The sequence below is a fragment of the Paraburkholderia sp. SIMBA_054 genome, assembly GCF_046534875.1.
Classification (GTDB): domain Bacteria; phylum Pseudomonadota; class Gammaproteobacteria; order Burkholderiales; family Burkholderiaceae; genus Paraburkholderia; species Paraburkholderia hospita.
In genome coordinates this window covers 108,211-133,791 of the sequence record NZ_JAWRXV010000009.1, presented here as the reverse complement: position 1 = coordinate 133,791, position 25,581 = coordinate 108,211, and the positions used below count along the sequence as shown (strand labels likewise).

The following is a 25,581-nucleotide window of genomic DNA, read 5'->3' as shown; positions in this document are numbered from 1 at the left end:
CTAACACCGCCAGCCCGTGTTCTTATCCACGGGCCCCCAACGTCCCCACGCTTCACATGACAGTGCCCTGGTCGGTGCTCGTTGCCAACGCTTCGAATAAACGCCTCACCCACTTCAGACACCCACACAAGAACTAACGGCAGCGATTGGTTTGTGCCGCCCAGGTGGCAAACTGTGTGTAGGTTGTCGCGTCGTATAGCTTGACGCTCTTACAGGGTGGGACGCGTGCGCTATCGGTTCGAAGTGAGGCGTGCGGGGCTCTACGACCTACACACAGTTTGCCGCTATAGAACGTGGGGAATTTGATCACGCGCGCGGCGACGCGGGCGCGTGAAGCGGGTGATGCGTCAATTTAGAGCGTTGGCAACAAACATGAGTCACGTGGTTGCCGTGTGAAGCGTGGGACCGGTTGGGGGCCCTCAGGCGAGAAGAAGAGTTGGCGGTGTTAGCCGCTTTCTTTTGCCTACTTTTCTTTGCGGCGGCAAAGAAAAGTAGGTGCCGCCCCGCACAGGGGCGACGCTTGGAGCACGAAGGCGAAACGCGGATGCCAGCGGAAGGGCTACAACAACCAAATCGGCCAATGCGAACGCATATACCACCGGCAGACTAAAAAAACCTCACCTCGCGAGAGAAGCCAAATCCCACCGTGGCTTCACGGTAAAAGCATAGTCATTACCAGCCTGCGCGGGCCAGCGTTCCAGCCGAAGCGCGCCGGCGAGCGCAATCATCGCGCCGTTATCAGTGCACAGCGAGAGGTCAGGATAGTGCACATGAAACCCGCGCATCTTCGCGGCAGCCGAGAGAGCCTCACGCAACTGCCGGTTCGCGCCAACACCACCCGCGACAACAAGCCGCTTGAGCTTGGTCTTCTTCAGCGCCGCGAGCGATTTCGCAGCCAGCACATCGACGGCCGCGTCGACAAAACCACGCGCCAGATCAGCCTTAGCCTGGTCGCACACATTGCTGCCAAGCTTCTTGACATGCGTCAGCACAGCCGTCTTCAGCCCGCTGAAACTGAAATCCAGGTCACCGGAATGCAGCATCGGACGTGGCAGCACGACAGCGCCCGGCGTGCCGAACTCCGCAAGCCGCGACACTTCCGGCCCGCCCGGATAGCCGAGTCCAAGCAGCTTCGCGGTCTTATCGAAGGCTTCACCGGCGGCGTCGTCGAGCGTCTCGCCGAGTGTCTCGTAGACACCCACATCGGTGACGCGCATCAGTTGCGTATGACCGCCCGACACGAGCAACGCGACAAACGGAAACGGCGGCGGCTTGTCGACAAGCAGCGGCGACAGCAAATGCCCTTCCAGATGATGGATGCCGATAGTCGGCTTGTCCCACGCCATCGCCAGCGCATTGGCGATACTCGCGCCGACCAGCAGCGCGCCCGCGAGCCCCGGGCCCTGCGTGTAGGCGATCGCGTCGATGTCGCCGCGCGCGGCGCCCGAGCGCTCCAGCACCTGTTCGAGCAGCGGCAGCGCACGCCGGATATGGTCGCGCGAAGCCAGTTCCGGCACCACGCCGCCATATTCGCGATGCATCGCGATCTGCGAATGCAGCGCATGCGCGAGCAGCCCGCGCTCCGTGTCGTAGAGCGCGAGGCCGGTTTCGTCGCAGGAGCTTTCTATGCCGAGAACGAGCATGATTCGACCGTCGATCGGGCGCCTGACGTGCCGCCCGAAACATCAGAAAAGGAACCTGAAAGTATAGCAGCGCAGGCAAGGTGCCGCCGGGCGCGCCCGGCGTGGCGGTTACAATGCAGCCCCATGGAATCCTTCGACATCGCCGTAATCGGCGCGGGCGCGGCGGGCATGATGTGCGCATCGGTGGCGGGGCAGCTCGGCCGGCGCGTCGTGCTGATCGACCACGCGACGCGGCTCGCCGAGAAAATCCGCATTTCGGGCGGCGGCCGCTGCAACTTCACGAATCTGTACGCCGGGCCGAACAATTATCTGTCGGCGAATCCGCATTTCTGCCGTTCCGCGCTGGCGCGCTACACGCCGCGCGATTTCATGGCGCTGCTCAAGCAGTACCGGGTGACGTGGCACGAGAAGCACAAGGGACAACTCTTCTGCGATCAGTCGAGCGACGCCGTCATCGACGTGCTCAAGAGCGAATGCGACGCGGGCAACATCGCGTGGCGCCGGCCGCTCGCCGTCGAGCAGGTGCGCCACGCCGATTCCGACGGCTTCACGCTGGACACACGCTCCGGCCCGATCCGCGCCCGCGCGCTGGTGATCGCGACGGGCGGTCTGTCGATTCCGAAAATCGGCGCAACCGATTTCGGCTACCGGATCGCGAAGCAGTTCGGCCACAAGCTCATCGACACGCGCCCGGCGCTCGTGCCCCTCACGTTCGCTCCCGCCGACTGGCAACCGTTTGCGGAGCTGTCGGGCGTGTCCCTGGAAGTGCATCTGGCGACGGGCGTGAAGAAAGCGGGCGGCGAGTTCGTCGAAGACCTGCTGCTCACGCATCGCGGGTTATCGGGCCCGGGCGTGCTGCAGATTTCCAGCTACTGGCAGCCCGGCGAGCCCGTGCACGTCAATCTGCTGCCCGAGCAGGACGCCGTCGCCGCGTTGCTCGACGCGAAAAGCGCGACCAAGCGCCAGATCGGCAACCTGCTTGCCGAATGGGTGCCCGCACGCCTCGCGCATGTCTGGTTGCAGACCCACGGCGTACCCGCCGATGCACGGCTCGCCGATCTGCCCGACAAGTCGCTGCGCCGGGTCGGCGAGGCGCTGTCGCGCTGGTCGCTCACGCCGAACGGCACCGAAGGCTACAAGAAGGCCGAGGTGACGCGCGGCGGCGTCGATACGCGCGAACTGTCGTCGGCGAGCATGATGAGCGCGCGCGTGCCAGGCCTCTATTTCATCGGCGAGGCAGTCGACGTGACGGGTTGGCTAGGCGGCTACAACTTCCAGTGGGCGTGGGCGTCGGGCGTGGCTGCCGGGCAGGCGGCAGCGGAATTCGCGGCTATCGGGTAGCCCGTAAAAACGGGCCCGGACGCCCGTCAAATCAGGGCTTGACACCTTTATACGATTGTGCGAAACAACTGCTATACTTTCCAATCTTTGCCAAGCTCCGTTATTGAAAGATGACGACGATCCGCTTAAAAGAAAACGAGCCTTTTGAAGTTGCGATGCGCCGCTTCAAACGCACGATAGAAAAGAACGGGCTGTTGACCGAACTTCGTGCTCGCGAGTTTTACGAGAAGCCGACATCCGAGCGAAAACGAAAGAAAGCAGCGGCAGTGAAGCGCCTTTTCAAGCGCCTGCGCAGCCAGCAACTGCCCAAGAAGTTTTACTGATTCAACGTGAAGTCGCGGCGCTCGTACGGTCTCTTGAGCGATAGCGAAAGCGGCGGCTCACACAAGGTGGCGGCGCGGGAGCATGCCGGCGCTTGCGGTAACCGGCCGCGCATGTGGCCGCTTGAGTGGCCGCTGACGCCGGGAGGCGCGGAAGGCCGCTTCGGTCCACGCTCCGCAAGGCCGTATCCAGGTGCACGGTTCACCGCGTATTTGGCACTAACCCGCTTGAGGAACGATCCCAAGCGGGTTTTTGCGCTCTGCGCCGCGTCTTCACCCGTATTTCAAACCCTCCACGCATTCAGGTGAACGATGAGTCTCAAAGTCCGAATCAGCGACGACATGAAAGCAGCGATGCGCGCGCGCGAAACCGAGCGTCTCGGCACGATCCGTCTGCTGCTCGCTGCCATCAAGCAGCGTGAAGTCGACGATCGCGTGGAACTGGACGACGCCGCCGTGACAGCCGTCGTCGACAAGATGATCAAGCAGCGCAAGGACTCGATCGCCCAGTTCGAAGCGGCTGGCCGCACCGATCTCGTCGACAAGGAAAAGGCCGAACTGGACGTGTTGGCCGCCTACATGCCCGCGCAGCTGTCGGACGCGGAAGTGGCAGCCGAAGTGCAGGCGGCCGTCGCGCAGGTCGGCGCCGCGGGTCCGCAGGACATGGGCAAGGTGATGGGCGTGCTCAAGCCGAAGCTCGCCGGCAAGGCCGACATGACGGCCGTGTCCGCGCAGGTCAAGGCCGCGCTGTCGAAATAAGCCCCGTTTCGTTTGCCGCCGTGCGCGCGCCCCATTCCGGGACGGCGCGCATGGCCGGGTGTGTTGCGCACCCTTGCCTCATCCTTTTTAAGGCCGCGTCTGCATTGTGATCCCGCATTCCTTTCTGCAAGACCTGCTGAACCGCGTCGATATCGTCGACGTGGTCGGCCGGTATGTGCAGCTGAAAAAAGGCGGCGCGAACTTCATGGGACTCTGCCCGTTTCACAACGAGAAGAGCCCTTCGTTCACCGTTAGTCCGACTAAGCAGTTCTATCATTGTTTCGGCTGTGGCGCGCATGGCACGGCCATTGGTTTCCTGATGGAGCACGCGGCGCTTTCCTTTCCGGAAGCCGTCAACGAACTGGCGCAATCCGTCGGTCTGACCGTGCCGCAAGAGCCTTCGCCGATGCGCGGCGGCGTTGGAGGCGGCGGCGCGGGCGGTGGCGAAGGCTATGCGCCCGCCGTCTCGAAAGCTGTGACGACGGCCCTCTCCGACCTGATGACCACGGCCAGCGACTTTTACAAGACGCAACTGCGCGGCGCGCCGAACGCTATCCAGTACCTGAAAAAGCGCGGCCTGACGGGCGAGATCGCCAAGCGCTTCGGTCTCGGCTATGCGCCCGATGGCTGGCAGAACCTCGAAACGGCATTCCCCAACTATCGGGACGATGCGCTCGTCGAGGCGGGCCTCGTGATCGTCAGCGAGAAGTCCGACGCGCAGGGTCAGAACCGCCGCTACGACCGTTTCCGCGAGCGCGTGATGTTCCCGATCCGCAACGTGAAAGGCCAGGTAATCGGTTTTGGCGGACGCGTGCTGGACGGCGGCGAGCCCAAGTATTTGAATTCGCCCGAAACGCCTTTATTTAACAAAGGCAGCGAGCTGTACGGCCTGTTCGAGGCGCGGCTGGCGATCCGCGAACAGCGTTACGTGCTGGTCGTCGAAGGGTATATGGACGTGGTTGCGCTTGCCCAGCTGGGCTTCGAGAACGCCGTTGCGACGCTAGGCACTGCCTGCACGCCGATTCATGTGCAGAAACTGATGCGGCAGACGGATACGGTGGTGTTCAGCTTCGACGGCGATTCGGCCGGGCGGCGCGCGGCACGCCGCGCGCTCGACGCCTGCCTGCCGCATGCCGCCGACAACCGCACCATCCGCTTCCTGTTTCTGCCTGCCGAGCACGATCCCGACAGCTATGTCCGCGAATTCGGCACGGACGCCTTCGCGGAGCAGGTGCGCCGCGCGATGCCGCTGTCGCAGTTCCTGTTGAATGAAGTGCTGGCGGGCAAGGAGTTGGACCAGCCGGAAGGCCGCGCGCGGGCGCTGTTCGACGCCAAGCCGCTGTTGCAGATGCTGCCCGCCAACGCGTTGCGCGCCCAGATCATGCATATGTTCGCCGACCGGCTCGACGTGCCATTCGAGGAAGTGGCCGCGCTATGCGAAGTCGACGCGCGGATCGCCGCCGTAGCACGCAGCGCGCCTGCCCGCAAAGACCGGCGCAGCGTCACGGGGATCGAGCAGCGGGCGCTGCGCAATCTGGTGATGCACCCGCGCATAGTCGCGGTGCTCGGCGAAGAGGAAGAGCAGGCGCTGCTGACGGTCACGCGGCACGGCGAACTGTTCGAGGAAGTGACGACGCATGCCCGTGGGTTGGGCGACACGGCCGAATTCCAGTTGCTGTCGGACCTGTTGCGAAACGGGGCTAACGCCCCCACCTTCGAGGAAATCTTCCGGGAAATTCTGGACTATGATGAAAACGTTCGGGATCTGCTGTTGAAGAATCCCGAAGACGCGACGGTGGCCGAGGAGCGCCGTGAACACGAGCGCCTCGCAGGGGAAGAATTGAAAGCGGCCATTCTGAAAATGCGTTACGACGCTTATAGCGAGCGGCTGGATCAATTGTCGCGTCAGTCGAGGCACACCCCGGAGGAGTTGCTGGAGTATCAGGAATTGAGCAGGACGTGCGCTGACATGAAGCGTCAGCGCGGGCAGTGAAAGGGAAGCGCTGAAAGGCCAAATGCTATAATTAAAAGATTTCAGCGGTTTTGTTTTTCTCCAGGCAAAGGCGATATAAGGCGATTGCAATGGTAAAGACTACAGGCGGAAAAAAGGCGACAGGCAGCGGCTCGGACGAGCCGAAAACGACCACCGGGGTCAGCGCAGCCGGGTCGGCTCCTTCCGTACCAAAAAAGTCTGCCGAAACCGCTGCTACGCCGGTTGCCCGGAAAAAAGCCTCGACCGTTTCGGCCGCGCGGGCGGCATCGGTGACATCGAAGTCGGTGGCGTCGGTCGCGAAGCGGCAGGGAGTCAGCAGCGAAAGGGAAGCGGATGTCGCGCAGGACGATGCGGCTCCCCGCGAGTCTTTGGTATCCACGGTTCAACCGGCTGTCGTCCAGCAGCCGGCAGTCGAGACTACAGCCGGTATGGCGAACTCCATGACGAAAAAGCTGAACGAAGTATCCGTCGATGACGACGCATCCCCGAGCGAAGAAGCAGCCGCCGCAACTCCCGCTACGGGCAAGGTCGAAAAGGTCAAGGCACGCGACCGCCGCGCAAAGGAGAAGGCGCTGCTCAAGGACGCGTTCGCGTCTTCGCAGCCTGGCACCGTCGAGGAGCTCGAAGAGCGCCGCTCGAAGCTGCGCGCGCTGATCAAGCTCGGCAAGGAGCGTGGCTTCCTGACCTACGGCGAAATCAACGACCACCTCCCGGACAACTTCACGGAAACCGAGGCGATCGAAGGCATCATCAGCACGTTCAACGACATGGGTGTCGCCGTCTACGAACAGGCGCCCGATGCCGAAACGCTGCTGCTGAACGACAACGCCCCCAACGCTTCGTCGGATGATGAAGTGGAAGAGGAAGCAGAAGTCGCGCTGTCCACCGTCGATTCCGAATTCGGCCGCACGACCGACCCGGTGCGTATGTACATGCGCGAAATGGGCACGGTCGAGCTGCTCACGCGCGAAGGCGAAATCGAAATCGCCAAGCGCATCGAAGATGGCCTGAAGCACATGGTGATGGCCATCTCCGCCTGCCCGACCACGATCGCCGACATTCTCGCGATGGCCGAGCGTGTCGCGAATGAAGAGATCCGCATCGACGAACTCGTCGACGGTCTGATCGACACGAACGCCGAGGACACGGACGGCTTCTCCGAACAGGAAGCCGAAGCGATCGAGAACGAGGAAGAAGAAGAGGCAGAGGCGGACGAGGAAGAAGAGGAAGACGACGACGGCGCCGCGCAAGCGACGGCCAACGCCGCCCAGCTCGAAGAACTGAAGCGGATGTCGCTCGAGAAATTCGCGATGATCAGCGAATGGTTCGACAAGATGCGCCGCGCGTTCGAAAAGGAAGGCTACAAGTCGAAGTCCTACCTGAAGGCGCAGGAAACCATTCAGGAAGAGCTGATGATGATCCGCTTCACCGCGCGTACCGTCGAGCGTCTGTGCGACACGCTGCGCGCGCAGGTGGACGAAGTGCGTCAGGTCGAGCGTCAGATCCTGCACACGGTGGTCGACAAGTGCGGCATGCCGCGTGCGGAGTTCATCGCGCGTTTCCCAGGCAGCGAGACGGACCTCGAATGGGCCGACAAGATCGTCACCGAGAATCACGCGTATAGCGCGATCCTGTCGCGTAACGTGCCGGCCATTCGCGAGCAGCAGCAGCGTCTGCTCGACTTGCAGGCGCGTGTCGTGCTGCCGCTGAAGGACCTGAAGGAAACCAATCGCCAGATGGCGGCGGGCGAACTGAAGGCGCGTCAGGCGAAGCGCGAAATGACCGAGGCGAACCTGCGTCTCGTGATCTCGATCGCGAAGAAGTACACGAACCGTGGTCTGCAGTTCCTGGATCTTATTCAGGAAGGCAACATCGGCCTGATGAAGGCCGTGGACAAGTTCGAATATCGCCGCGGCTACAAGTTCTCGACGTACGCAACGTGGTGGATCCGTCAGGCCATTACGCGCTCGATCGCGGACCAGGCGCGCACGATCCGTATCCCGGTTCACATGATCGAGACGATCAACAAGATGAACCGCATCTCGCGTCAGATTCTGCAGGAAACCGGTCTTGAGCCGGATCCGGCGACGCTGGCCGAGAAGATGGAGATGCCGGAAGACAAGATCCGCAAGATCATGAAGATCGCGAAGGAGCCGATCTCGATGGAAACGCCGATCGGCGACGACGACGATTCGCATCTGGGTGACTTCATCGAGGACAACAACACGGTCGCGCCGGCCGACGCCGCGCTGCACGCCAGCATGCGCGATGTCGTGAAGGACGTGCTCGATTCGCTGACGCCGCGCGAGGCGAAGGTGCTGCGCATGCGTTTCGGTATCGAAATGAGCACGGACCATACGCTCGAAGAAGTCGGCAAGCAGTTCGACGTGACGCGTGAGCGTATCCGCCAGATCGAGGCGAAGGCGCTGCGCAAGCTGCGTCACCCGAGCCGCTCGGACAAGCTGAAGTCGTTCCTCGAAGGAAACTGACCGAACCTGTTTGCTGGCCGTAACACGTGGCACTACGTCAGGGCTTCCCGATAGCTTTGTTCAGCGAAGCGATCCCGGAAGCCCTGTTTTCGTGTAGTATGTCGGCCAATCGACAGACAGGCCCGGCCTTCAGACCGGGTCTTTTTGTTGGTTTTCTCCAGCTTCCGTTGCGAAGCATCGTTGGGCCGGACGCCGTGCTGGTTGCAGGCAGCGGACTCATAATCCGCCTCCGAAAGGACACCGTGGGTTCGACTCCCACCCGGCCCACCAACATTCCCCAAAATTTCGAAGTTCGCCGCGGTGTGTACCTGCCTGACAGGACACGGGGCGGGCTTGCGTCTTCATGCCGGCTGCCAGCAAAATTGCAACATAACAAGCAGCCGCTCCCGCTCCAATAAACGAAGCGGCTGTCCGAACCAACGGGGCGGCCTGATATGCTTTCTGTCATCCCCATGCCGCTTAGCATTACGGGTCGGCCTATCTGAATTCGCCATTACGCCAGCTTTCCGATGTCTCAATCCGCGAACCTCGCAGAAGTCCTCACTTTGGCCGAAGTTATGTCGCGCTGCGACGAGAAAACCTTCGCACGCGGCAAAGCCTATTTCCATGGCGGCAAGGTATCGCGCCTCGAGGAGAAAGACGGTGGCGTGCGCGCAATCGTGCGCGGCACTGAACCGTACAACGTCGAGCTGACCACTCGATATGGCGGACTTACGTGCTACTGCGATTGTCCCGTAAGCAGGGCCGCGACCTTTTGCAAGCACGCGGTCGCCGTCGCGCTGTCCTGGCTGGAAAATTCCGGCACGGAGGTGTTCCAGCCCGATGAGGAGACACAACCGAAAAAGCCGCGCAAGAAGCGAAAGACCTACGCGGAACAGGTTCACGAATATGTGGCGAAGCTCGATGCGGACGCGCTTCGAACCTGGTTGATGGAAGCGGTCGAGCGTGACGTGGCGCTTCGCGACAAGCTGCTGCTGGCTGCGCGTTCGGCTGATGCAAGCGATTTGCCGGGCATGAAATCCGCTGTCCGGCAGGCGACGCGCGTCAGGCGCGTGATGCACGACTGGCGGGAGGTCGCCGAATATGCGGATGGTCTGTTTTCGATGTGCGACGTACTGAGGTCGCGGCTCAACGGACCCCATGCGGCTGACGTCGTTGAACTCGCTGAACTTGCGATAGCCGAGGTGGAGAACAGCCTCGAGAAAATCGACGATTCGAACGGCTACATATTGCCCGCCATTCGGGAACTCGCGGCCATCCACCTCGAAGCGTGCGAGCGGACCCGCCCCGAGCCGGAAAAGCTCGCGGAGCGGATTTTCCGCTTTCAGCTGGAGGGCAAGTGGGGCACGTTTGCCGACTTGTTTCCGGCTTACGCCGAGGCGTTGGGCGATGTGGGGTTGCGGATCTATCGGGAACTGCTCAACGAACAATGGAGCGAGCTTCCGGCGCTTGCTACAAGCAACAGCGCCTACGCGTACGACTCGCGGCGCTCGAAAGTCACTCACGCGATGGCCGCGCTCGCAGAGTTCGACGGAGACGTCGACGCACTGATTCGCATCAAATCGAAAGACTTGTCGACCTCGTATCAATTCCTGCAGGTGGCATCGCTTTGCCGGGACCATGGCCGCTTGGATGAAGGGCTCGCATGGGCAGAACGTGGCATCGAAGAATTAAAAAAGAATTTCGATCCAGAGCTGCTGGCGTTCTGCATCGATGGCTATCTGAGTCGCGGTGATGTCGACAAGGCAGATGCATATGCATGGCGGCGTTTCGTATCCCACACCAGCGCCCTCGCGTTCGAGGCGCTGCTGAAGGTTGCAGCCGCGACAGGCAGGCGTGACGAGACGCGACAGCGCGCGCTCGAACACATGTGGGCTTGCGTTACGAAGGAGGAGGCGGGGAAGGCGAAACGCAGCGTATGGGACACGTCCACGCGTACCGAGCTGGTCAAGGTGTATCTGGCCGAACACGACAACGAGGCGGCATGGAACGCCTTTACCGGCGGACCCGTCGCAACGCAGATCTTTGAACGGATGGCGGCCGTGCGTGGCGCCACGCATCCGCGCGATGCCCTCGTTATTTACCACAACCTGCTACCCGGCACGGTTTCAAGGGGTACGGGAAAGGCGCAATACAACGACGCATTCGAAATCGTGCAGGCCATCCGCGAGCTGCGTGCCAAACTGGGCGAGGACGCGCAGTTTGCCGCTGAACTGGCTGAGATGCGTCAGACCTATCGTGCGAAGCGCAATTTCATCGTATTGCTGAACACGTTGTCCTGACGAGGCCGCGGAAGCGCTCACCCGGAACAACTCAACACATGCAAGCGCCCAGCGCCACCGTCCCCATCTCCCTCGTCAACGGCTTTCTCGCCGCCGCCGACGCGCAGCCCGACGTCATGCAGCGCTATCTCGAGCAAGCCGGGATCACGCCCGAACTGCGCAGCGCAGCCGGCGCGCGGGTGACGGAAGAACAGTTCTCCATGCTCTACCGCACACTCGCGATCGAACTCGACGACGAAATGCCCGGTATCTTCAGTCGCCCGTTTCGCAGCGGCACGCTGAAGTTTCTTTGCCTCAGTCTGCTCGACGCACCCAACCTCGAAACCGCGCTGCATCGTTTCGGCCAGTTCTTTCATATCGTGCTCGACGATTTCCACATCGAGTCGCGCCGCGACGACCTGATGGCGCAGGTCGAACTGCGTCCTAACCCTGCGTATGGCAGCATCGGCCCGCTCGGCCAGGAACTGATGCTCAAACTCGCGCACGGTGTGTCTTCATGGCTGATCGGTCAGAAAATCCCGCTGCTGCAGGTCGATTTCGCGTGTCCGCAACCGCCGCATGCATTCGATCACCGCTACTTCTTCTCCGGCCCCGTGCGTTTCGGCTGCAACGCGACGCTGATGCGTTGCAGCGCGGCGTTTCTCGACATGCCGATCCGCCAGAGCAAACGCAATCTGCGCAAATTTCTCGCCCGTTCGCCTGGCGAGTGGATCTTCGAAACGTTCAGCGAGCAGCGAGTCAGCCATCGCGTGCGGCAGTATCTCGCGGGAGAACTGCCGGACCTGCCGACCATCGACCAGGCCGCCAAAAGCCTGCATTGCTCGGTACGCACGCTGTGCCGGCGTCTGTCGTCGGAGGAGACGACGTTTCAGCTGCTCAAGGACGAGCTGCGGCGCGATATCGCGATCCAGCGCCTCACGGACACGCAGGACACGATCGCCGTGATCGCCGGCGATATTGGATTCGACGATCCCAGCGCCTTCCACCGCGCATTTCGCCACTGGACGGGCAGCACGCCGGGCACGTATCGGCGGCCCTTACAGGCGGGGTAACCCACGGGTGGGTGGGATCTACCCCCCATTCGATGTGGCCAGGTTTGTCAGTACGCGGGCCGGTTTGGACAGCCGAATCGCCGGAGATACCGTTACGATCGGCAGGTATCGTCACCGCTTGGCCTTCGCTTCTATCGGGCGCCGTGGCAGTGATCCATTGAACGCCTGATTGGAAGATCGACCATGAGTTATATCGCCCCCGTAAAAGACATGCTTTTCGTGCTCGAGGAATTGAGCGGCATCGACGACATCGCGAAGCTGCCCGGCTTCGAGGAAGCGGGTCTCGAGACGGCACAAGCCGTGCTTGAAGAATCCGCGAAGCTGTGCGGCGAAGTGCTGGCGCCGCTGAACGTCGAAGGCGACAGGAATCCGAGCAGCTGGAAAGACGGCCACGTCATAGCGACGCCCGGTTTCGCCGATGCGTTCCGCCAGTTCGCCGCGGGCGGCTGGCAGGGCGTACAGCATCCCGTCGAGTACGAAGGCCAGGGCCTGCCGAAGCTGATCGCGACGGCGTGTATCGAGATGCTGAACGCGTCGAATCTGTCGTTCGCGCTGTGTCCGCTGCTGACCGATGGCGCGATCGAGGCGCTGCTCACGGCAGGCACTGAAGCGCAGAAACAGACCTACGTGCCGAAGCTGATTTCCGGCGAATGGACTGGCACGATGAATCTCACCGAGCCGCAAGCCGGCTCCGATCTCGCGCTGGTGCGCACGCGCGCCGAGCCGCAAGGCGATGGTTCTTTCAAGCTGTTCGGCACGAAGATTTTCATCACGTGGGGCGAGCACGACATGGCGGACAACATCGTCCACCTCGTGCTCGCGCGTACGCCGGATGCGCCTGAAGGCGTGAAGGGCATTTCGCTGTTCGTCGTGCCGAAGTTTCTCGTCAACGAGGACGGCTCGCTGGGTGAGCGCAACGACGTGCACTGCGTATCGATCGAACACAAGCTCGGGATCAAGGCGAGCCCGACGGCCGTTCTTCAGTTCGGCGATCACGGTGGCGCGATCGGTCACCTGATCGGCGAGGAGAATCGCGGCCTCGAATACATGTTCATCATGATGAACGCGGCGCGGTTTGCGGTCGGCATGCAGGGCGTGGCCATATCGGATCGTGCGTACCAGAAGGCCGTCGCGTACGCGAAGGACCGCGTGCAGAGCCGGCCAGTGGACGGTTCCGCCAAGGAGGCCGTATCGATCATTCAGCATCCCGACGTGCGTCGCATGCTGTCGACGATGCGCGCGCTCACGGAAGGCTCGCGCGCATTGGCGTACGTCGCGGCGTCGCACAGCGATCTCGCGCACCGCCACCCCGACGAGGCGAAGCGTGCGGAACATCAGGCGATCTATGAATACCTGGTGCCGATCGTGAAGGGCTGGAGCACGGAGCTATCGGTGGATGTCGCGAGCCTCGGCGTGCAGGTGCATGGCGGCATGGGCTTCATCGAAGAAACGGGCGCGGCGCAGTATTATCGTGACGCGCGCATCCTGCCGATCTACGAAGGCACGACGGCTATCCAGGCGAACGATCTCGTCGGTCGCAAGACGGTGCGGGACGGCGGCGCGGTTGCGAAAGCACTGCTTGCCCAGATTGCGCAGACGGTCGAAGCACTCAAGCATCAGAAGGGCGCAGCGTTCGATTCGATGCAAAAGCATCTGTCGCTTGGACATGATGCGTTGCAGTCGGTCGTGGCGTATGTCGTCGCGAATACGAAGAGGGATCCGAATGCAGTGTTCGCAGGCAGCGTGCCGTATCTGAAGCTTGCGGGCATTGTGCTGGGCGGCTGGCAGATGGCGCGCGCAATGCTCGCAGCGCAAGAGAAGCACGCGCAGGATCCGTCGTTCTACGGTGCGAAGATCGCGACCGCGCAATTCTTCGCGGAACATTTGTTGCCGCAGGCGGTAGCGCTAGAAGCATCGATCACGAGCGCGAAGGGCGGCGAGGGCTTCCTCGCGCTGTCCGAAGACCAGTTCTAAACCCGCAAACCACCCGCAATCCATCGACGGGCTTCGACTGAACGCGAAGCCCGTCCGCTTCAAACCCCCCCCCAAACCCTCCGCAACCCCCCCCCACCCCCCCCGCACCCCCCCCCCCCCCCGCGAGCGCACCGCTTACTCCACCTTCGCGCTCAACCCCTTCAAGCCCTTTATCACCACAAGCAACGCGCGGCCGTGCTCTTCCGAGCCGTCCCACGCGTCGACGATCGCGTTGCGCAGCAACTCGTTGTAGCCCGTCGCCCGCCCGCCGACATGGCGCGCTTCCACGCCATAGAAACTGCATAGCTTATTGAATGACGCGCTCTTGCGCACACGGCGCCCTTTCGACAGCCGAAGCCGCGACACCGTAGGCTGGCTAACCCCGGAAAGCCGTGCGATTTCACTGGACGAGCGCATGTCCGCCATCAACCGGCGCAACAGGTCCTGTACGGGAAAATCGCTCTTCGGGGCTTCCATTCCATGCATTATATCTATACATTAACGCTTGTTGAATGGCTGACTATTTCGCCAATGGCCCGCAAGTCGGCGAGCCGAGTGGCAGTCCCGAGGAAGTTGATGACACTGAAGCACCTACCGCCCACGTTCTGCTGGACCAAGACAGGCACCGAATCCAGAGAGGAACTCCCCAGCATCGTTCTCCAGAAGGAATGGGAACGGAGGCTGGGCGGCGGGCGTTTTCTGTGGGGTGTCGGTCAGTCGCTCGGCAATAGTGCGCAGATCGCGGCGCATCGCACCGGCTCGCTGCTCGCGCTCTTTTCGCCGGCGTCGAGCAAGCCGCGGCAAGGCGGGCGCAAGCGCGAAGACATGCTGCTGTGGAATGCGTGGATCGACAGTACGGGCCAGGTGCGGCAGCTGCCGCCACATGCGTTCATCGTCAGCCGCACGGTGTTGCCTTCGGGGCGGCGCAGAGAGCAGCACTACGCGCTGGTGTGTTCGTCGCCCACCGAACTGAGCATGGGCACGCGGCTGCACATCTACCCGGAGCACCTGCGCAGCGTCAGCACGGGCAAGGCGCTCGGTCCCGCGCAAGGCACGGCCGTCGTCGATTGCACATCGCGCGCGAGCGAACTGAGCGGCAAGCGCTATCCCGTCGCACTCGCCGTCGAGCTGGAAGCGCCGTATTTCGTGCGGCTTGCGCAACCCGTCGTGCTCAAGGCGCGCGACTTCGCGGAGGTCAACAAGGTCACGCGCGACGGCGACTTTGCGGCCTTCATCGAACTGGTCGGGCGTTTGCGCACCCGGCCGCCGCAGGAGCGCATGCGCGGCTTCACGCGCGATCTGTTCGACATGCCGCCCGTCGAGGCCATGGCGGCCTTCAACGCGGCGCACGCGCAGGCCAGCTTCGCCCTATAAACAGACGGGGATCAGAAACAGGCGTCCGGCGCATAAAACCTGGGAACACTGAATGTCGGGTGTTTGTGTACTAAACCGCACGCTGTTGCAAATCAGACCTGGCGCTTCGCACCGAGCGGAGAGAAAATCGGCAGCATGCCGCAGTCAATCCATTTTGTAGCGCTGGCTCGTATCGACAGCCATCGGCGCGAACCGCAAATGGGCGCGCCCCACGCATCGCACGCTGAATATCCGAACCGAATCCAGATGGAGGAATGCTTATGTCGGCAATGATGCAATCGAGGCAGGCTCAGGCCGCACAGCGTTTTGTCGAAGCGACACGCAATGTCGATCTGGCTTTTCGCGCCGTGCGCGCCGACCCGGAAGATGCCGCGTCGACGGTCGAGCATGCCGCCGCCGTCGCGCAACTGGACCGTGCGCTCGACGAACTGGCACGAGCCCAGGCGCTGTTCGACTCGGTGGTTCGCATCGACGCGCGGCGGCGCAATTGAGTCCGTCAGTCCTGGTTTCGCCCGTACGAATGGATTGCTGATCTCTCCACACTACGAATCGCACTTCGAATCGCACGAGCAATGTCTACTTCAATCGCAAAACTCGACGGCCAGGCGCGGGAGCGCCTGATCGCGTGGATCCAGAATCGAATGAGCGAATTCGGCATCACGTTCGACGCGCTGGAACGCTCGTTCGCCGAAGACGAAAAAAATGCCCGCGCCATCCGCTATCAGGATGCGTCAGGCCATGTCTGGGACGGCCGGGGCGATTTGCCCGAGTGGCTGCGCCGCGCAGTCGCATCGGGCCAGAACATCGATTTCTTCCGCTGCGAAGGCTAGGCGAACCGATCCATCAGCCTGGATCGCCATCATCGCGGCACTCGGGCGGCACGATGTCCAGCCGATAACCGACGCCATAAATCGAACGGATCATGTCGTGATCCGGGCGGACATTCTGAAGCTTGCGGCGCAAGTTCTTCACATGCGAGTCGACCGTCCGGTCGGCGACGACCCGATGATCGTCATACAGTTGCCGCAGCAGATGATCGCGCGAATAGATGCGGCCGGGCGTCGAGTGCAACAGCGCGAGCAGCCTGATTTCAATCGGCGTGAGATTGAGGTCTTTTCCATCGAGCGATGCGACATGCCTGTCGAGATCGATCGCCAGTCCGCTCGAAACAGATTCCGCGCCGGCGCGCGCCACGCCCGATAGCGACTCGATGCGGCGCAGGATCGCCTTCACGCGCGCCACGACTTCACGCGGGCTGAACGGCTTGCACACGTAATCGTCGGCGCCGAGTTCGAGACCGAGCAAGCGGTCGATTTCATCGACACGCGCAGTCAGAATGATCACGGGCACATCCGAAAACGTCCGCAACTCGCGGCAGATCTCCAGCCCGCCGCGTCCCGGCAGCATCAGATCGAGCAGAATCAGCGAAGGCGGATGCGCACGTACCGAGGCGATCACCTCGCGGCCATCTTCGATCACCTGGGTGTGGAAGTTCTCTGCGCGCAGATAGTCGGTGAGCAGTGCCGACAGCTTCGGCTCGTCTTCGACGATCAGCACGGAAGCAGGCGAACGGGCAAGTGAAGAGTCAGTCATCTTTGGTTTCTAACGTAGCGAACCGGACCGCGATCCACAGTCCTCCCAGCGGCGAACGCAATGCGTCGATGGTGCCGCCATGCTGGCCGACGATATGTTTGCACAGCGCAAGCCCGAGGCCCGCGCCGCCGCTTTGACGGCTGCGCGACGCATCGACGCGAAACAGCCGGTCGAACAGATGCGGCAGCAAAGGCTCTGGCACGGCGGGGTGCGTATCCTGCACATCGATCCGTATCTCATGCTCGTGCTTCGCGACGGCCACGCGGACCTTGCCGCCGGAATCGGTATAGCGCAACGCGTTTTCGAGCAGGTTCTTCATCAACTGCGTCAGCCGATACGGGTCGCCGAGCATGATGACGCTCGCGGCGCCGATATCCGTTTCCAGCGCGATCTTCTTGTCGGCGAGCCTGTCCTTGAACGATTCGGCGGCGGCTTCGACGATAGGCGCGACGTCGAGCCGTACTTTCTCGAAAGACAGTTCGCCGATGTCCGCGAGCGACAGCTCGTAGAGATCGTCGATCAACTGGCTCAGCAGCGCGACTTCCGCCTGCAGCGACGCGAGCGTCGCGCGGTCGGGCTTGCGCACGCCGTCTTCGATTGCTTCGAGTTCGCCGCGCAGCACGGCAAGCGGCGTACGCAACTCATGCGAAATATCCGCGATCAGATTGCGGCGCGAACGTTCGGCGTTGCCGAGCGAGATCGCGAGCCGGTTGAAGTCGGCGGCGAGATTGTGCAGTTCATCGCTGCCCGCATCGGGGACGCGAATCGAATAGTCGCCGCTCGCGAGCCGATGCGTCGCCAGCACGAGGCGCCGCACGGGCGCGAGCAGCAAACGCGAAAGCACTATGGCGACACCAGCGGCCAGCAACGCGGCGAACCCGGCGATGATCCACGTCGCGCGAACCTGCTGCGCCTGAAATTGCCGGTCGGCGGAATGAAACATCACTTCGGGCCCGGCGACGACCAGCCAGCCTATCACCTTGCCGTCGACGGTCAGCGGCAGGCGCGGGGCATCGGGCGGCGGTGGCGGTCCCTTTTGTAGCACGCTATGCATGTCCGTGTCGTAGACACGGAACGGCGGATGGCGGTTGCCCAGCGGTCCCGGGCTTCGCATGTCGCGCATGTCGAGAGGCGTGCCCGCGTCGCCAGGCGGCGGCCCCGGTTCCCCGCCGTTGCCGCCCGGCGCGCCGTCGGGCGGCGGCCCATCGTGCGGCGCGTTCATGTCGAGCGGGCCGGACGGACCGGGAGGCGGCACGCCTGCGTCGATCACCTCGGGAATCGCGGCCGCTGCCGTCACCGGGTCCTTGATGAAATCCCAGCTCCGATGCTTCGCCCACGCGGCTTCGAGTTCCTGCTGCAGGCACAAGGAATGTGTTTGCGACTGGCGCTGCAGATAGCCGAGAAAGCCCTGTTCGAAACTCCAGCGCACGGCAACGCCCATCGTGACGGCCACGAGTATGCACGCCGCCGAAATCGCGACGAAGAGCTTCGACGTAATGCCGATTCTCATGGCGAGACCCCACGGTCGCCACTTTTCATGCTTGCCACCCTGTGTTTCCCTGTCGGCATGCTTTGGCCAGCGCTCGAGCGCCGCACGCATGCCAGTTGCTATCGATATGCCGCCACGGCGCTATTTTGACGCGACGCGCGCGGCGACGGACGACCGTTCGGCGATCTCCACACAATCTCCTTAATTTTCACCGTCTTGCCTGCACAGTTGCTCTCTATCATGGTCCTCCATTCAAATGGGAGAAGGACGGATACTTCATGACCATCCATCTGCTCGTCGTCGAGCCTGATCAGGCAAGCCGCGACATGCTTCGGGCACATGTGCAGCAGCACAAGATCGAGATGTCCGTCCTGTACAACACCGACTCGCTGGAGCGGCGCCTGGAAGTCGAAGTGCCGTCGCTGATCGTCATGCGTCACGGCTTGCCTGAAGTCGACGGCCTGGCTGCATTGCGGCGTATCCGTTCGCTTGGCTACGACCTGCCTGTGATTATCGTCAGCCGGTCCGACGACGTCGTCGACAAGGTGCTCTCGTTCGAGCTCGGCACGAACGACTATGTCGTCGATCCGCACGATCCGCGCGAGATGATCACACGGGTGCGCAACGCATTGCGTTCGGGACCGCCGTCGCATGTGCCGATGCACATCGAGCGCGCGCCTATCGCATTCGACGATTTCGAAGTCGACGTTGCCGACCGCGTGCTCACTCGTGGCGGCGTGGAAGTGCCGTTGCGCAGCACGGAATTCGCGCTGCTCGTGGTGCTCGCGTCGAATCCGATGAAGGTGCTGTCGCGCGTGTGTATCCTCAACATGCTGCGCCGGCATTGCAGCGTGACGGAACGCGGACTCGATGTCGTCGTGTTCAGGCTGCGCGCCGCGTTAAAACTGTCGCCGACGGGCCGGCAATACATCAAGACCTTGCGCGGCGAAGGCTACATGTTCGCGCCCGACGACGCGCTGCCGCGCAATGGCGCCGCGGACGATCGGGACGAAGCGCGGGCGCCGATGCTCGATGTTGCAGCGCCCATCGTGGCCGAAGAGCGCATGCGTTTCGACAATACGGCGCGAAGAATCCAGTAGCGCATGCATTGCGCGGTATTAGAACCGCCACGTCGAAAGCAAAAGAGCCCGGTTCATGCCCCATGTGGGCTTTTTTTATGTGCTACAGATCAATGGAGTCAAATTTTTCTGATTCCATTAGTCACTAAGCATAGATTTCCTTTATACGCGCCACTTTCAGATATTTCTCATGGCGCGGCGTGCAGTTGCGCGTTCGAATCATCGTCGGCCCACGATGTCACCCAGACGTCGGGATAATCCGGATACCAAAGTATGGCTGAAGGTTTAGAAGGCGATGGTCTGCGTCTCAATGGACTGACTGGAAAACAGTCCTACTTTCTTGAAGTACCGGGCAGTGCACGCGCAAGCGGGCTATCCTTAGTCTCATTCGCCGCGACCGAAAGACTCGGCGAGCCCTACTGCGTCACGATCCGGCTCACGCACCCAATTCGACTCACGCGTACCGACTATCTCGGCAAGGATGCAACGTTTTCGATCGTTCCCGAAGACATTGATGGTCGACGCTTTGCGGGCTGGATTACCAGCTTTACCGAACTCAAGACAACACGCGATTTCACCAGCTATGAATTTGTGCTCGAAGCGCATTTTTCGAAGCTGGCGCGCGTGCATGCCAGTCGCATCTACCAGCACGTCACTGCGCCGGAAATCATTGAGCAGGTACTGAAACGGCACGGCTTGCGCGGCCATCAGTACAGTTTCCGGTTGCGCCGCCAGTATCCGCAGCACGCGTTTCGCATGCAGTACGAGATGGACGATCTTGCCTGGGTGCAACTGCTGATGAAGCAGGAAGGCATCTATAGCTATATCACGGCGGGTGAGCATGGCGACGTTCTGAACGTCTGCGACGACATTGACCATTATGTTTATCAGCCGTCGCTCGATGTGCCGTATCGCGAACAGGCCGGTCTGGAGTCAGGTATCGAGGCGGTCAGTTCGCTGGTTACGAGGACGCAGACGGTAGCGCAATCCTTCCTTGTCGCCGACTATAACGCCGACAGTGCGTGGGAGCGGTTCAGGGACGATGCCAACGTAGCAGCCGAAGATAAGACCACGTACGGCCAACCTTACGTGTGGGGTACGCATCACCCGGAAGCGCAGGCGGCGAAGTGGGAAGCCCAACTCAGGCATGAGGCGGCTATCGCATCCCAGGTTATCTATGAAGGCGAGAGCAGTGTTCTTGCGCTGATGCCCGCGCGCATTCTGCATATCGATGAAGCGCTGCCTGATGCGCCAAACGGACAGGTCATTGTCGAAGTGGTCCATCGCGGTGCGCGGGATGATGCCTACTCCAATACGTACAAGGCCATTCCTTCAGACCGACGTTTCCGACTCGCGCTGGATGAGGGAGCGTGGCCCAGGATTGCGGGCACACTGAGTGCCCGCGTGACGTCACCCGACCAGTACAAATATGCGTACCTGACCGCCGCCGGTTACTACGTCGTCCGCTTCGATCTGGATTTCGATGAATGGAATCCGGGCGGCGAGAGCGTGCCGCTGCGTCTTGCAAAGCCGTTCGCGGGCGCATTGCAGACGGGCTTTCACTTCCCGTTGCTCGACGGCACCGAGGTTGCCATTGCTTTCCACGACGGCAATCCCAATCGGCCATACATCGCACACGCAATGCACAACAGCCAGGCCGTGGATCACATCACGAGCGACAACCGCTGGCTCTCGCGCAATGTCATTCGCACACAGAGCAATAACAAGCTGCGTATGGAGGACTGGGAAGGTCAGGAAGGCATCAAGCTCTCTACTGATCATTCGGGCAAGACACAACTGAATCTCGGCTTCCTGGTTGACTCGAAGAAGCAGAAGCGCGGCGAAGGCATCGAACTGCGCACATCGGGATATAACGCGCTACGTGGCGGCAGTGGTCTATACCTGAGCGCCTACGACCGGCCCGGCGCGAGCGGCCATCAACTGGACATGCAGGAGACCGTCGCGGAGCTAGAGCGGGCTTTGGTGCTTGCGCGTTCACTCGCGGACTCGGCCAGAGCGTCGAAGGCTGACCCGACCGACACGGACTCAATGAAAGCGGTCAATGCCGACCTCGATCAATTAAAGGAGCCTGGCATTCTGACGGGCGCACCTGGCCCGGTGGGTGTCGTATCCGGCAAGTCGATACAGTTCGCAGCGAGCGACAGCATCCAGGCGACGGCGGGCAATAGCGCTGACTGGAGCGTCCTGAGGCGCTTGCGCATTGCAGCCGGTGAAGCTGTATCCGTGTTCGCGCAAAGGATGGGAATAAAAATTTTCGCCGCGAAAGGTGCGATCCAGATTCAGGCGCAAAGCGATGGCATTGACCTCGCGGCATTGCACGATGCCGTCATTCGCAGTGCAGACGGGTCTGTAATCATCGAGGCAAAGAAGGAAATCCTGCTCAAGTGCGGTAACTCATATTTCCGTATGACGCCGGACAACATCACCAATGCCACCAATGGGGATTACATCGAAAAAGCCATCACCTGGCAGAAGGCCGACCCCGACGGCACCATGCAGAAAACAGCGTTGCCGTTTGCAAACGATATCGCAGACCTCGCGCGTCATGGCTCGAAGTTCTCCGGCTAAACGTGCTCAACGATTTCACGACATGAATGCACAACCGAGCAATCAACCGGCAGCAGCGCCGGCAGCATCCTCGCCCCAGACGTGGCGCTATCCGTTTCCCGGAAAGGATCACAAGGAAATAACCGATCCGGACATCTTCTATCACGCATTCGCGGGTATGGAAGATGGCTTCTTTCCGCTCGGCGTGAACGGGTTTCCGCACGGCGGTGTGCATTTCGGCAAAGGCTCATCCAGCCGAGTTGATCAGGCAGGCGGCGTGCGGGTCATCGCAAATGGCGAGGTTATCGCGTTCAGACTCGATGATGCGTATCCGCAACTTCACTTCACACAGGACCGTCGCTGGGCAATGTACTCAACCGGGTTCGTGCTGGTGCGCCACCATATGACGATGCCGCCTGCGCCGGGCAATACCGCCAACGGACAACCTGCCGACGAGACGCTAACGTTCTACAGTCTCCATATGCACATGGCCGACTGGTCTACCTACCTTGCTGATGGGAGCATGGTACGACCTGGCTGGTGGCCGGGCGTGGACGCGTACCGCATCGGCAACAAGGACAAACAGGAGAACGGCGGCGCGGCAGCAGGCGCATTCGTCTGGTCGGAGCCGAAACCCGGAACGAAGAAAAACCAGTTCGTCGCGGGTCAGCACGTTGCGTTTTTGCCTGAAGGCAGCGAGGTAATCATCGGCGAGAAGCGGGGCGAGTGGGGGCATATCCGTTTGATTTCAGCGGGCCACATGGTCAGCGCGAAAAGCGGCGGCAATTTCGGTTGGGAGGACCAAAATGTGCCGTGGGTACAACCTGACGGCGACGAAACGGGAGCGATACCAATAACGCCCGAGGGTGATTGGGGTTGGCTGTATCTGCACGACCAGCAGCCCGTAAAAGAGCCGCAGGGAGTGGGACGTGTGGTAGTTCCGCCGCAGCCGATTCCCGTCAAGGCCGGAACGCTGATGGGACAGATCGGCGAATATCACGACTACGAGCGCTCGACGCCACTACCACCCGTCCCCGTGCGTCAGTTGTTGCATCTTGAAGTGTTTGCCGGTGACGAACTGAAAGAGTTTATCGGGAAGTGTCGCGCACGGGCGGCGCAACTGCCTGCAAGCGATCGCACCATTCTGGTCGTTCAGGCGGGCGCAAAGCTGGTCGTACAACCGGCTGACTCGGACCACAAGTTGGGCACACGTCATCCGCAATACGCGAAGGAGACAGTTCGCAGCCCGAAAGCCGGACCGTGGGTGCAGGTGCAGCCGAGATACTTGACCATCGGCAGTATCGCCGCTCTGGATGGCGGCCCTGTCTGGATCCGACGGGACGATCTGAACCGTGGTCCGAACGGTCTGTCGGCGTGGAAACGTTTCCCGTTGCAGGTTCAAGCCCTTGCCGATCCGGCGAACGCACAGACGTTTGCGTTCCCGCGCGCGCAGCTCGATGGCATTGGAGACGATAACGTTGCCGTTGATGACGAGAACATACATTGGTGGCGGGTAGGCTTTGTTGCCGCAGACGGCACGGATCAGCGCGGCTGGATCTGCGAAAAGGGACATCCGGGCACGACATTGGAAAGTCCGTGGGCCTGGCCTGGTTTCGAGATCGTCGACGCGACGGGCATCGCCCTGACTGATGCGTTTCGCCGCAATCTTTCTGTGACGGGTTCAGCCGACTGGAAGGAGCAGACGGAATTCGAGCCATCCACAGCGGCGGTGAACGGCAGTGCATTGCTTCGGCGGCTTGAGCAGACCGTGAGCCGTATTCCTTTGCAATACGGTGAAAAGAAGAGCGGCAAGGACGGCCAGGAAGTGGTCACAGCGAGAAAACTCCAGCGTGCCATGAACAAGTCCTGGCTTGCCAGCGAACTTGCACATGTGATCCTGCGCTACGAAAGCGAATGGGGCGGCAGCATGAGCCGGTGGGAAGCGCTGACGCCGTTGATGCGCAATGCCCGCGAGAACTGGCAATGCGAACTTACGCGGATCAGGAAGCTGCAATGGTGGGACGACATTAAAGACAAGCTCGCGAGCTTTCCCGTCACCCCCGTGGTGAACCATATCCACCCGGTGGCACTAGTTGCAAATTTCTTCCGAGAAGCGGGAGCCAGAGCCATTTCTGACAACGGTATTCGCTTTATTTTTAAGCAGGAATCGCTTGCAGGAGTAACAAACAAACTTCACTGGCCGGGGGGCGCCAGTGGAGTGACACTGGGTCCCGGATACGATATGAAGGAAAGATCTGCCACTAGCATACAGGCCGACATGACAGCAATCGGCTTGGATGATGCAACAGCGACGACGATTTCCCGAGCTGCTGGACTTACGGGGCAGTCGGCAAAAAAGTTCTGCCACGACAACCAAAATACGGTGGATCTAAGTGAGACGAAACAAGTTGAGTTGTTGAGAAAGGTGGTTCCGCCTTATGAAAAAATGGTTAATCACGCGATCAAGGTCGATTTGGAGGAAAGCGAATTCGATGCCCTGGTAAGCTATGCATATAACCCGGGTGGAGGGTGGTCGAAGGTCGCGAATTACATAAATCAGAAGGACAGTAATTCCGCGATGATCGAAATAAAAAAGCATGTCACATCTGGCGGTGTTACGTTTGCTGGTCTTGTCAAACGACGCGATGATGAAGTGATGTTATACACAAAGGGGCGCTATGAGTTTCATGGGACTCCCATTGTAATAACGCGTTAATTATATTTTTAATTATGATGCGCCACTTGCAAAATCTAATTTTTTCAGTGATAGCTCTTACATTTTTTTCGATCTCTTCGGCATTTTCGGCGGAGATTCCAACATATCTCATTGGAGTGTGGCAGGTCAGGTCGGTGCATTTGAACACTGGAATTGGTCGCGCTACTGAATATCAGTGGGACGACCCTCGTTTGATGGGAAGAATTTTTAGATTCGGAGATAATGAAATATCTGATGATGCCTTTCGATTCGGTGATAAATGCGAAACCGTTGATGTTGAGAGTCTGGATATAACCTTCCCTGATCTGCTTAGGCGCAGTCTTGGTGGCTATGTCGGTAAAGCAGGTGATCCGATCGATGATTACAAGCTTCCCTTGGACGTGAAAAGAAAACATAGTGTGATGACGTTTAATTGCAAGAATGGACTGTGGCAGGGTGACTTGGGGAATGCGCTTCCTCAAGGAATTAAGGGTGCGTGGGTTGTTAGTTCTGGAAACAATCTCTATTTGCGTTGGCGTGATGAAACCATTTTAATACTCAGGAAGATCGATGAACACGCGAAGGTTGATGCTTCATTTGACTGTTCAAAGGCCACAGTGAGCGCGGAGCGAGCCATTTGCAGCTCATATCAACTTGGTGCGCTTGATATCAGCATCCATAACGCTTACGTTAGGCTGCAAAGGCAAATTAAGAGCGGGGGCGGTAGTGTTTCGGACATTTCCAAAAATCAGCGAACCTGGATAACTCAACGTGATGCCTGCGAGAATGAGAGCAAATGTTTAAATTCAGTCATGATGGATAGGTTGCAATGGCTTGGGGAGCAACTTCAGAATTGATTGAAAACGAACCGGCGAGGGCAACAAGCTGGAGATAGCGGCCAGTGAAACGAGGGCGGGACCGGCGGTATCC

General features: G+C 60.7%; 20 protein-coding genes and 1 tRNA gene. 16 read left to right on the top strand and 5 right to left on the bottom strand.

Features of this window, described 5'->3' with window-relative positions:
* Positions 1-617 precede the first annotated feature (617 nt).
* Positions 618-1,643: a tRNA (adenosine(37)-N6)-threonylcarbamoyltransferase complex transferase subunit TsaD gene (gene tsaD / locus SB822_RS13530; protein WP_410854905.1), complete on the bottom strand. Its 1,026-nt coding sequence runs from the start codon at positions 1,641-1,643 to the stop codon at positions 618-620.
* 123 nt (positions 1,644-1,766) lie between these two features.
* Here tsaD and SB822_RS13525 point away from each other — a divergent pair, with 123 nt between their 5' ends.
* The 4 genes from SB822_RS13525 (at position 1,767) to dnaG (ending at position 6,056) form a co-directional block, all read left to right on the top strand.
* The gene (locus tag SB822_RS13525) at positions 1,767-2,984 is read left to right on the top strand and encodes an NAD(P)/FAD-dependent oxidoreductase (RefSeq protein WP_079487744.1); all 1,218 of its coding nucleotides are present in this window, start codon (positions 1,767-1,769) and stop codon (positions 2,982-2,984) included.
* Between the two features lie 110 nt (positions 2,985-3,094).
* Entirely contained in the window at positions 3,095-3,307 is a 213-nt protein-coding gene (gene rpsU / locus SB822_RS13520; protein WP_007748291.1) for a 30S ribosomal protein S21, read from the top strand.
* Positions 3,308-3,616: 309 nt separating this feature from the next.
* The gene (locus SB822_RS13515; protein ID WP_007748288.1) at positions 3,617-4,063 is read left to right on the top strand and encodes a GatB/YqeY domain-containing protein; all 447 of its coding nucleotides are present in this window, start codon (positions 3,617-3,619) and stop codon (positions 4,061-4,063) included.
* Positions 4,064-4,169: 106 nt separating this feature from the next.
* Entirely contained in the window at positions 4,170-6,056 is a 1,887-nt protein-coding gene (gene dnaG / locus SB822_RS13510; RefSeq protein ID WP_079487746.1) for a DNA primase, read from the top strand.
* A 31-nt stretch (positions 6,057-6,087) separates the two neighbouring features.
* Here dnaG and SB822_RS13505 read toward each other — a convergent pair whose 3' ends face one another.
* Positions 6,088-6,435, bottom strand: a complete 348-nt coding sequence (locus SB822_RS13505) for a hypothetical protein (protein WP_009771562.1) — start codon at positions 6,433-6,435, stop codon at positions 6,088-6,090.
* 61 nt (positions 6,436-6,496) lie between these two features.
* Between SB822_RS13505 and rpoD the strand changes: the two genes are divergently transcribed.
* From rpoD to SB822_RS13480, 5 genes are all read left to right on the top strand, one after another.
* The gene (gene rpoD, locus SB822_RS13500; protein ID WP_009771563.1) at positions 6,497-8,545 is read left to right on the top strand and encodes an RNA polymerase sigma factor RpoD; all 2,049 of its coding nucleotides are present in this window, start codon (positions 6,497-6,499) and stop codon (positions 8,543-8,545) included.
* Between the two features lie 182 nt (positions 8,546-8,727).
* Positions 8,728-8,815, top strand: a tRNA-Ile gene (locus tag SB822_RS13495).
* Between the two features lie 239 nt (positions 8,816-9,054).
* Entirely contained in the window at positions 9,055-10,827 is a 1,773-nt protein-coding gene (locus tag SB822_RS13490; protein WP_410854904.1) for an SWIM zinc finger domain-containing protein, read from the top strand.
* Between the two features lie 38 nt (positions 10,828-10,865).
* Positions 10,866-11,879 (top strand): AraC family transcriptional regulator, encoded by a 1,014-nt coding sequence (locus SB822_RS13485; RefSeq protein ID WP_007748278.1) that lies wholly within the window; start codon positions 10,866-10,868, stop codon positions 11,877-11,879.
* Between the two features lie 183 nt (positions 11,880-12,062).
* Complete coding sequence (locus tag SB822_RS13480; RefSeq protein ID WP_410854903.1) at positions 12,063-13,853, top strand: acyl-CoA dehydrogenase; 1,791 nt, start codon at positions 12,063-12,065, stop codon at positions 13,851-13,853.
* A gap of 135 nt (positions 13,854-13,988) precedes the next feature.
* Here the strand turns inward: SB822_RS13480 and SB822_RS13475 are convergent, their stop codons facing one another.
* Positions 13,989-14,330 carry a helix-turn-helix domain-containing protein gene (locus tag SB822_RS13475; RefSeq protein WP_035537633.1) on the bottom strand — a complete coding sequence of 114 codons (342 nt, stop codon included), beginning with the start codon at positions 14,328-14,330 and terminating at the stop codon, positions 13,989-13,991.
* Positions 14,331-14,429: 99 nt separating this feature from the next.
* Between SB822_RS13475 and SB822_RS13470 the strand changes: the two genes are divergently transcribed.
* From SB822_RS13470 to SB822_RS13460, 3 genes are all read left to right on the top strand, one after another.
* Complete coding sequence (locus SB822_RS13470; RefSeq protein ID WP_410854902.1) at positions 14,430-15,227, top strand: hypothetical protein; 798 nt, start codon at positions 14,430-14,432, stop codon at positions 15,225-15,227.
* Between the two features lie 260 nt (positions 15,228-15,487).
* A complete protein-coding gene (locus tag SB822_RS13465; protein WP_086916336.1) occupies positions 15,488-15,718 on the top strand; it encodes a hypothetical protein in 231 nt (76 codons plus the stop codon).
* An 81-nt stretch (positions 15,719-15,799) separates the two neighbouring features.
* Entirely contained in the window at positions 15,800-16,057 is a 258-nt protein-coding gene (locus SB822_RS13460) for an H-NS family nucleoid-associated regulatory protein (protein WP_007732480.1), read from the top strand.
* Between the two features lie 13 nt (positions 16,058-16,070).
* Here the strand turns inward: SB822_RS13460 and SB822_RS13455 are convergent, their stop codons facing one another.
* Both SB822_RS13455 and SB822_RS13450 read right to left on the bottom strand, forming a co-directional pair.
* On the bottom strand, positions 16,071-16,820 hold the full coding sequence (locus tag SB822_RS13455) for a response regulator (protein WP_410854901.1): 750 nt from the start codon (positions 16,818-16,820) through the stop codon (positions 16,071-16,073).
* The gene (locus SB822_RS13450) at positions 16,813-18,330 is read right to left on the bottom strand and encodes an ATP-binding protein (RefSeq protein ID WP_410854900.1); all 1,518 of its coding nucleotides are present in this window, start codon (positions 18,328-18,330) and stop codon (positions 16,813-16,815) included. Before SB822_RS13450 ends, SB822_RS13455 begins: the two co-directional genes overlap by 8 nt.
* A 257-nt stretch (positions 18,331-18,587) precedes the next feature.
* On the opposite strand from SB822_RS13450, the gene SB822_RS13445 reads away from it, so the two are divergent.
* The 4 genes from SB822_RS13445 to SB822_RS13430 all read left to right on the top strand — a co-directional run bounded on the left by SB822_RS13445 (position 18,588) and on the right by SB822_RS13430 (position 25,508).
* Positions 18,588-19,409: a winged helix-turn-helix domain-containing protein gene (locus SB822_RS13445; RefSeq protein ID WP_410854899.1), complete on the top strand. Its 822-nt coding sequence runs from the start codon at positions 18,588-18,590 to the stop codon at positions 19,407-19,409.
* Between the two features lie 252 nt (positions 19,410-19,661).
* Positions 19,662-21,977: a type VI secretion system Vgr family protein gene (locus SB822_RS13440; RefSeq protein WP_410854898.1), complete on the top strand. Its 2,316-nt coding sequence runs from the start codon at positions 19,662-19,664 to the stop codon at positions 21,975-21,977.
* A 2,221-nt stretch (positions 21,978-24,198) separates the two neighbouring features.
* Entirely contained in the window at positions 24,199-24,672 is a 474-nt protein-coding gene (locus tag SB822_RS13435; RefSeq protein ID WP_410854961.1) for a glycoside hydrolase family protein, read from the top strand.
* 26 nt (positions 24,673-24,698) lie between these two features.
* Positions 24,699-25,508, top strand: a complete 810-nt coding sequence (locus SB822_RS13430; RefSeq protein WP_410854897.1) for a lysozyme inhibitor LprI family protein — start codon at positions 24,699-24,701, stop codon at positions 25,506-25,508.
* Positions 25,509-25,581: the final 73 nt, after the last annotated feature.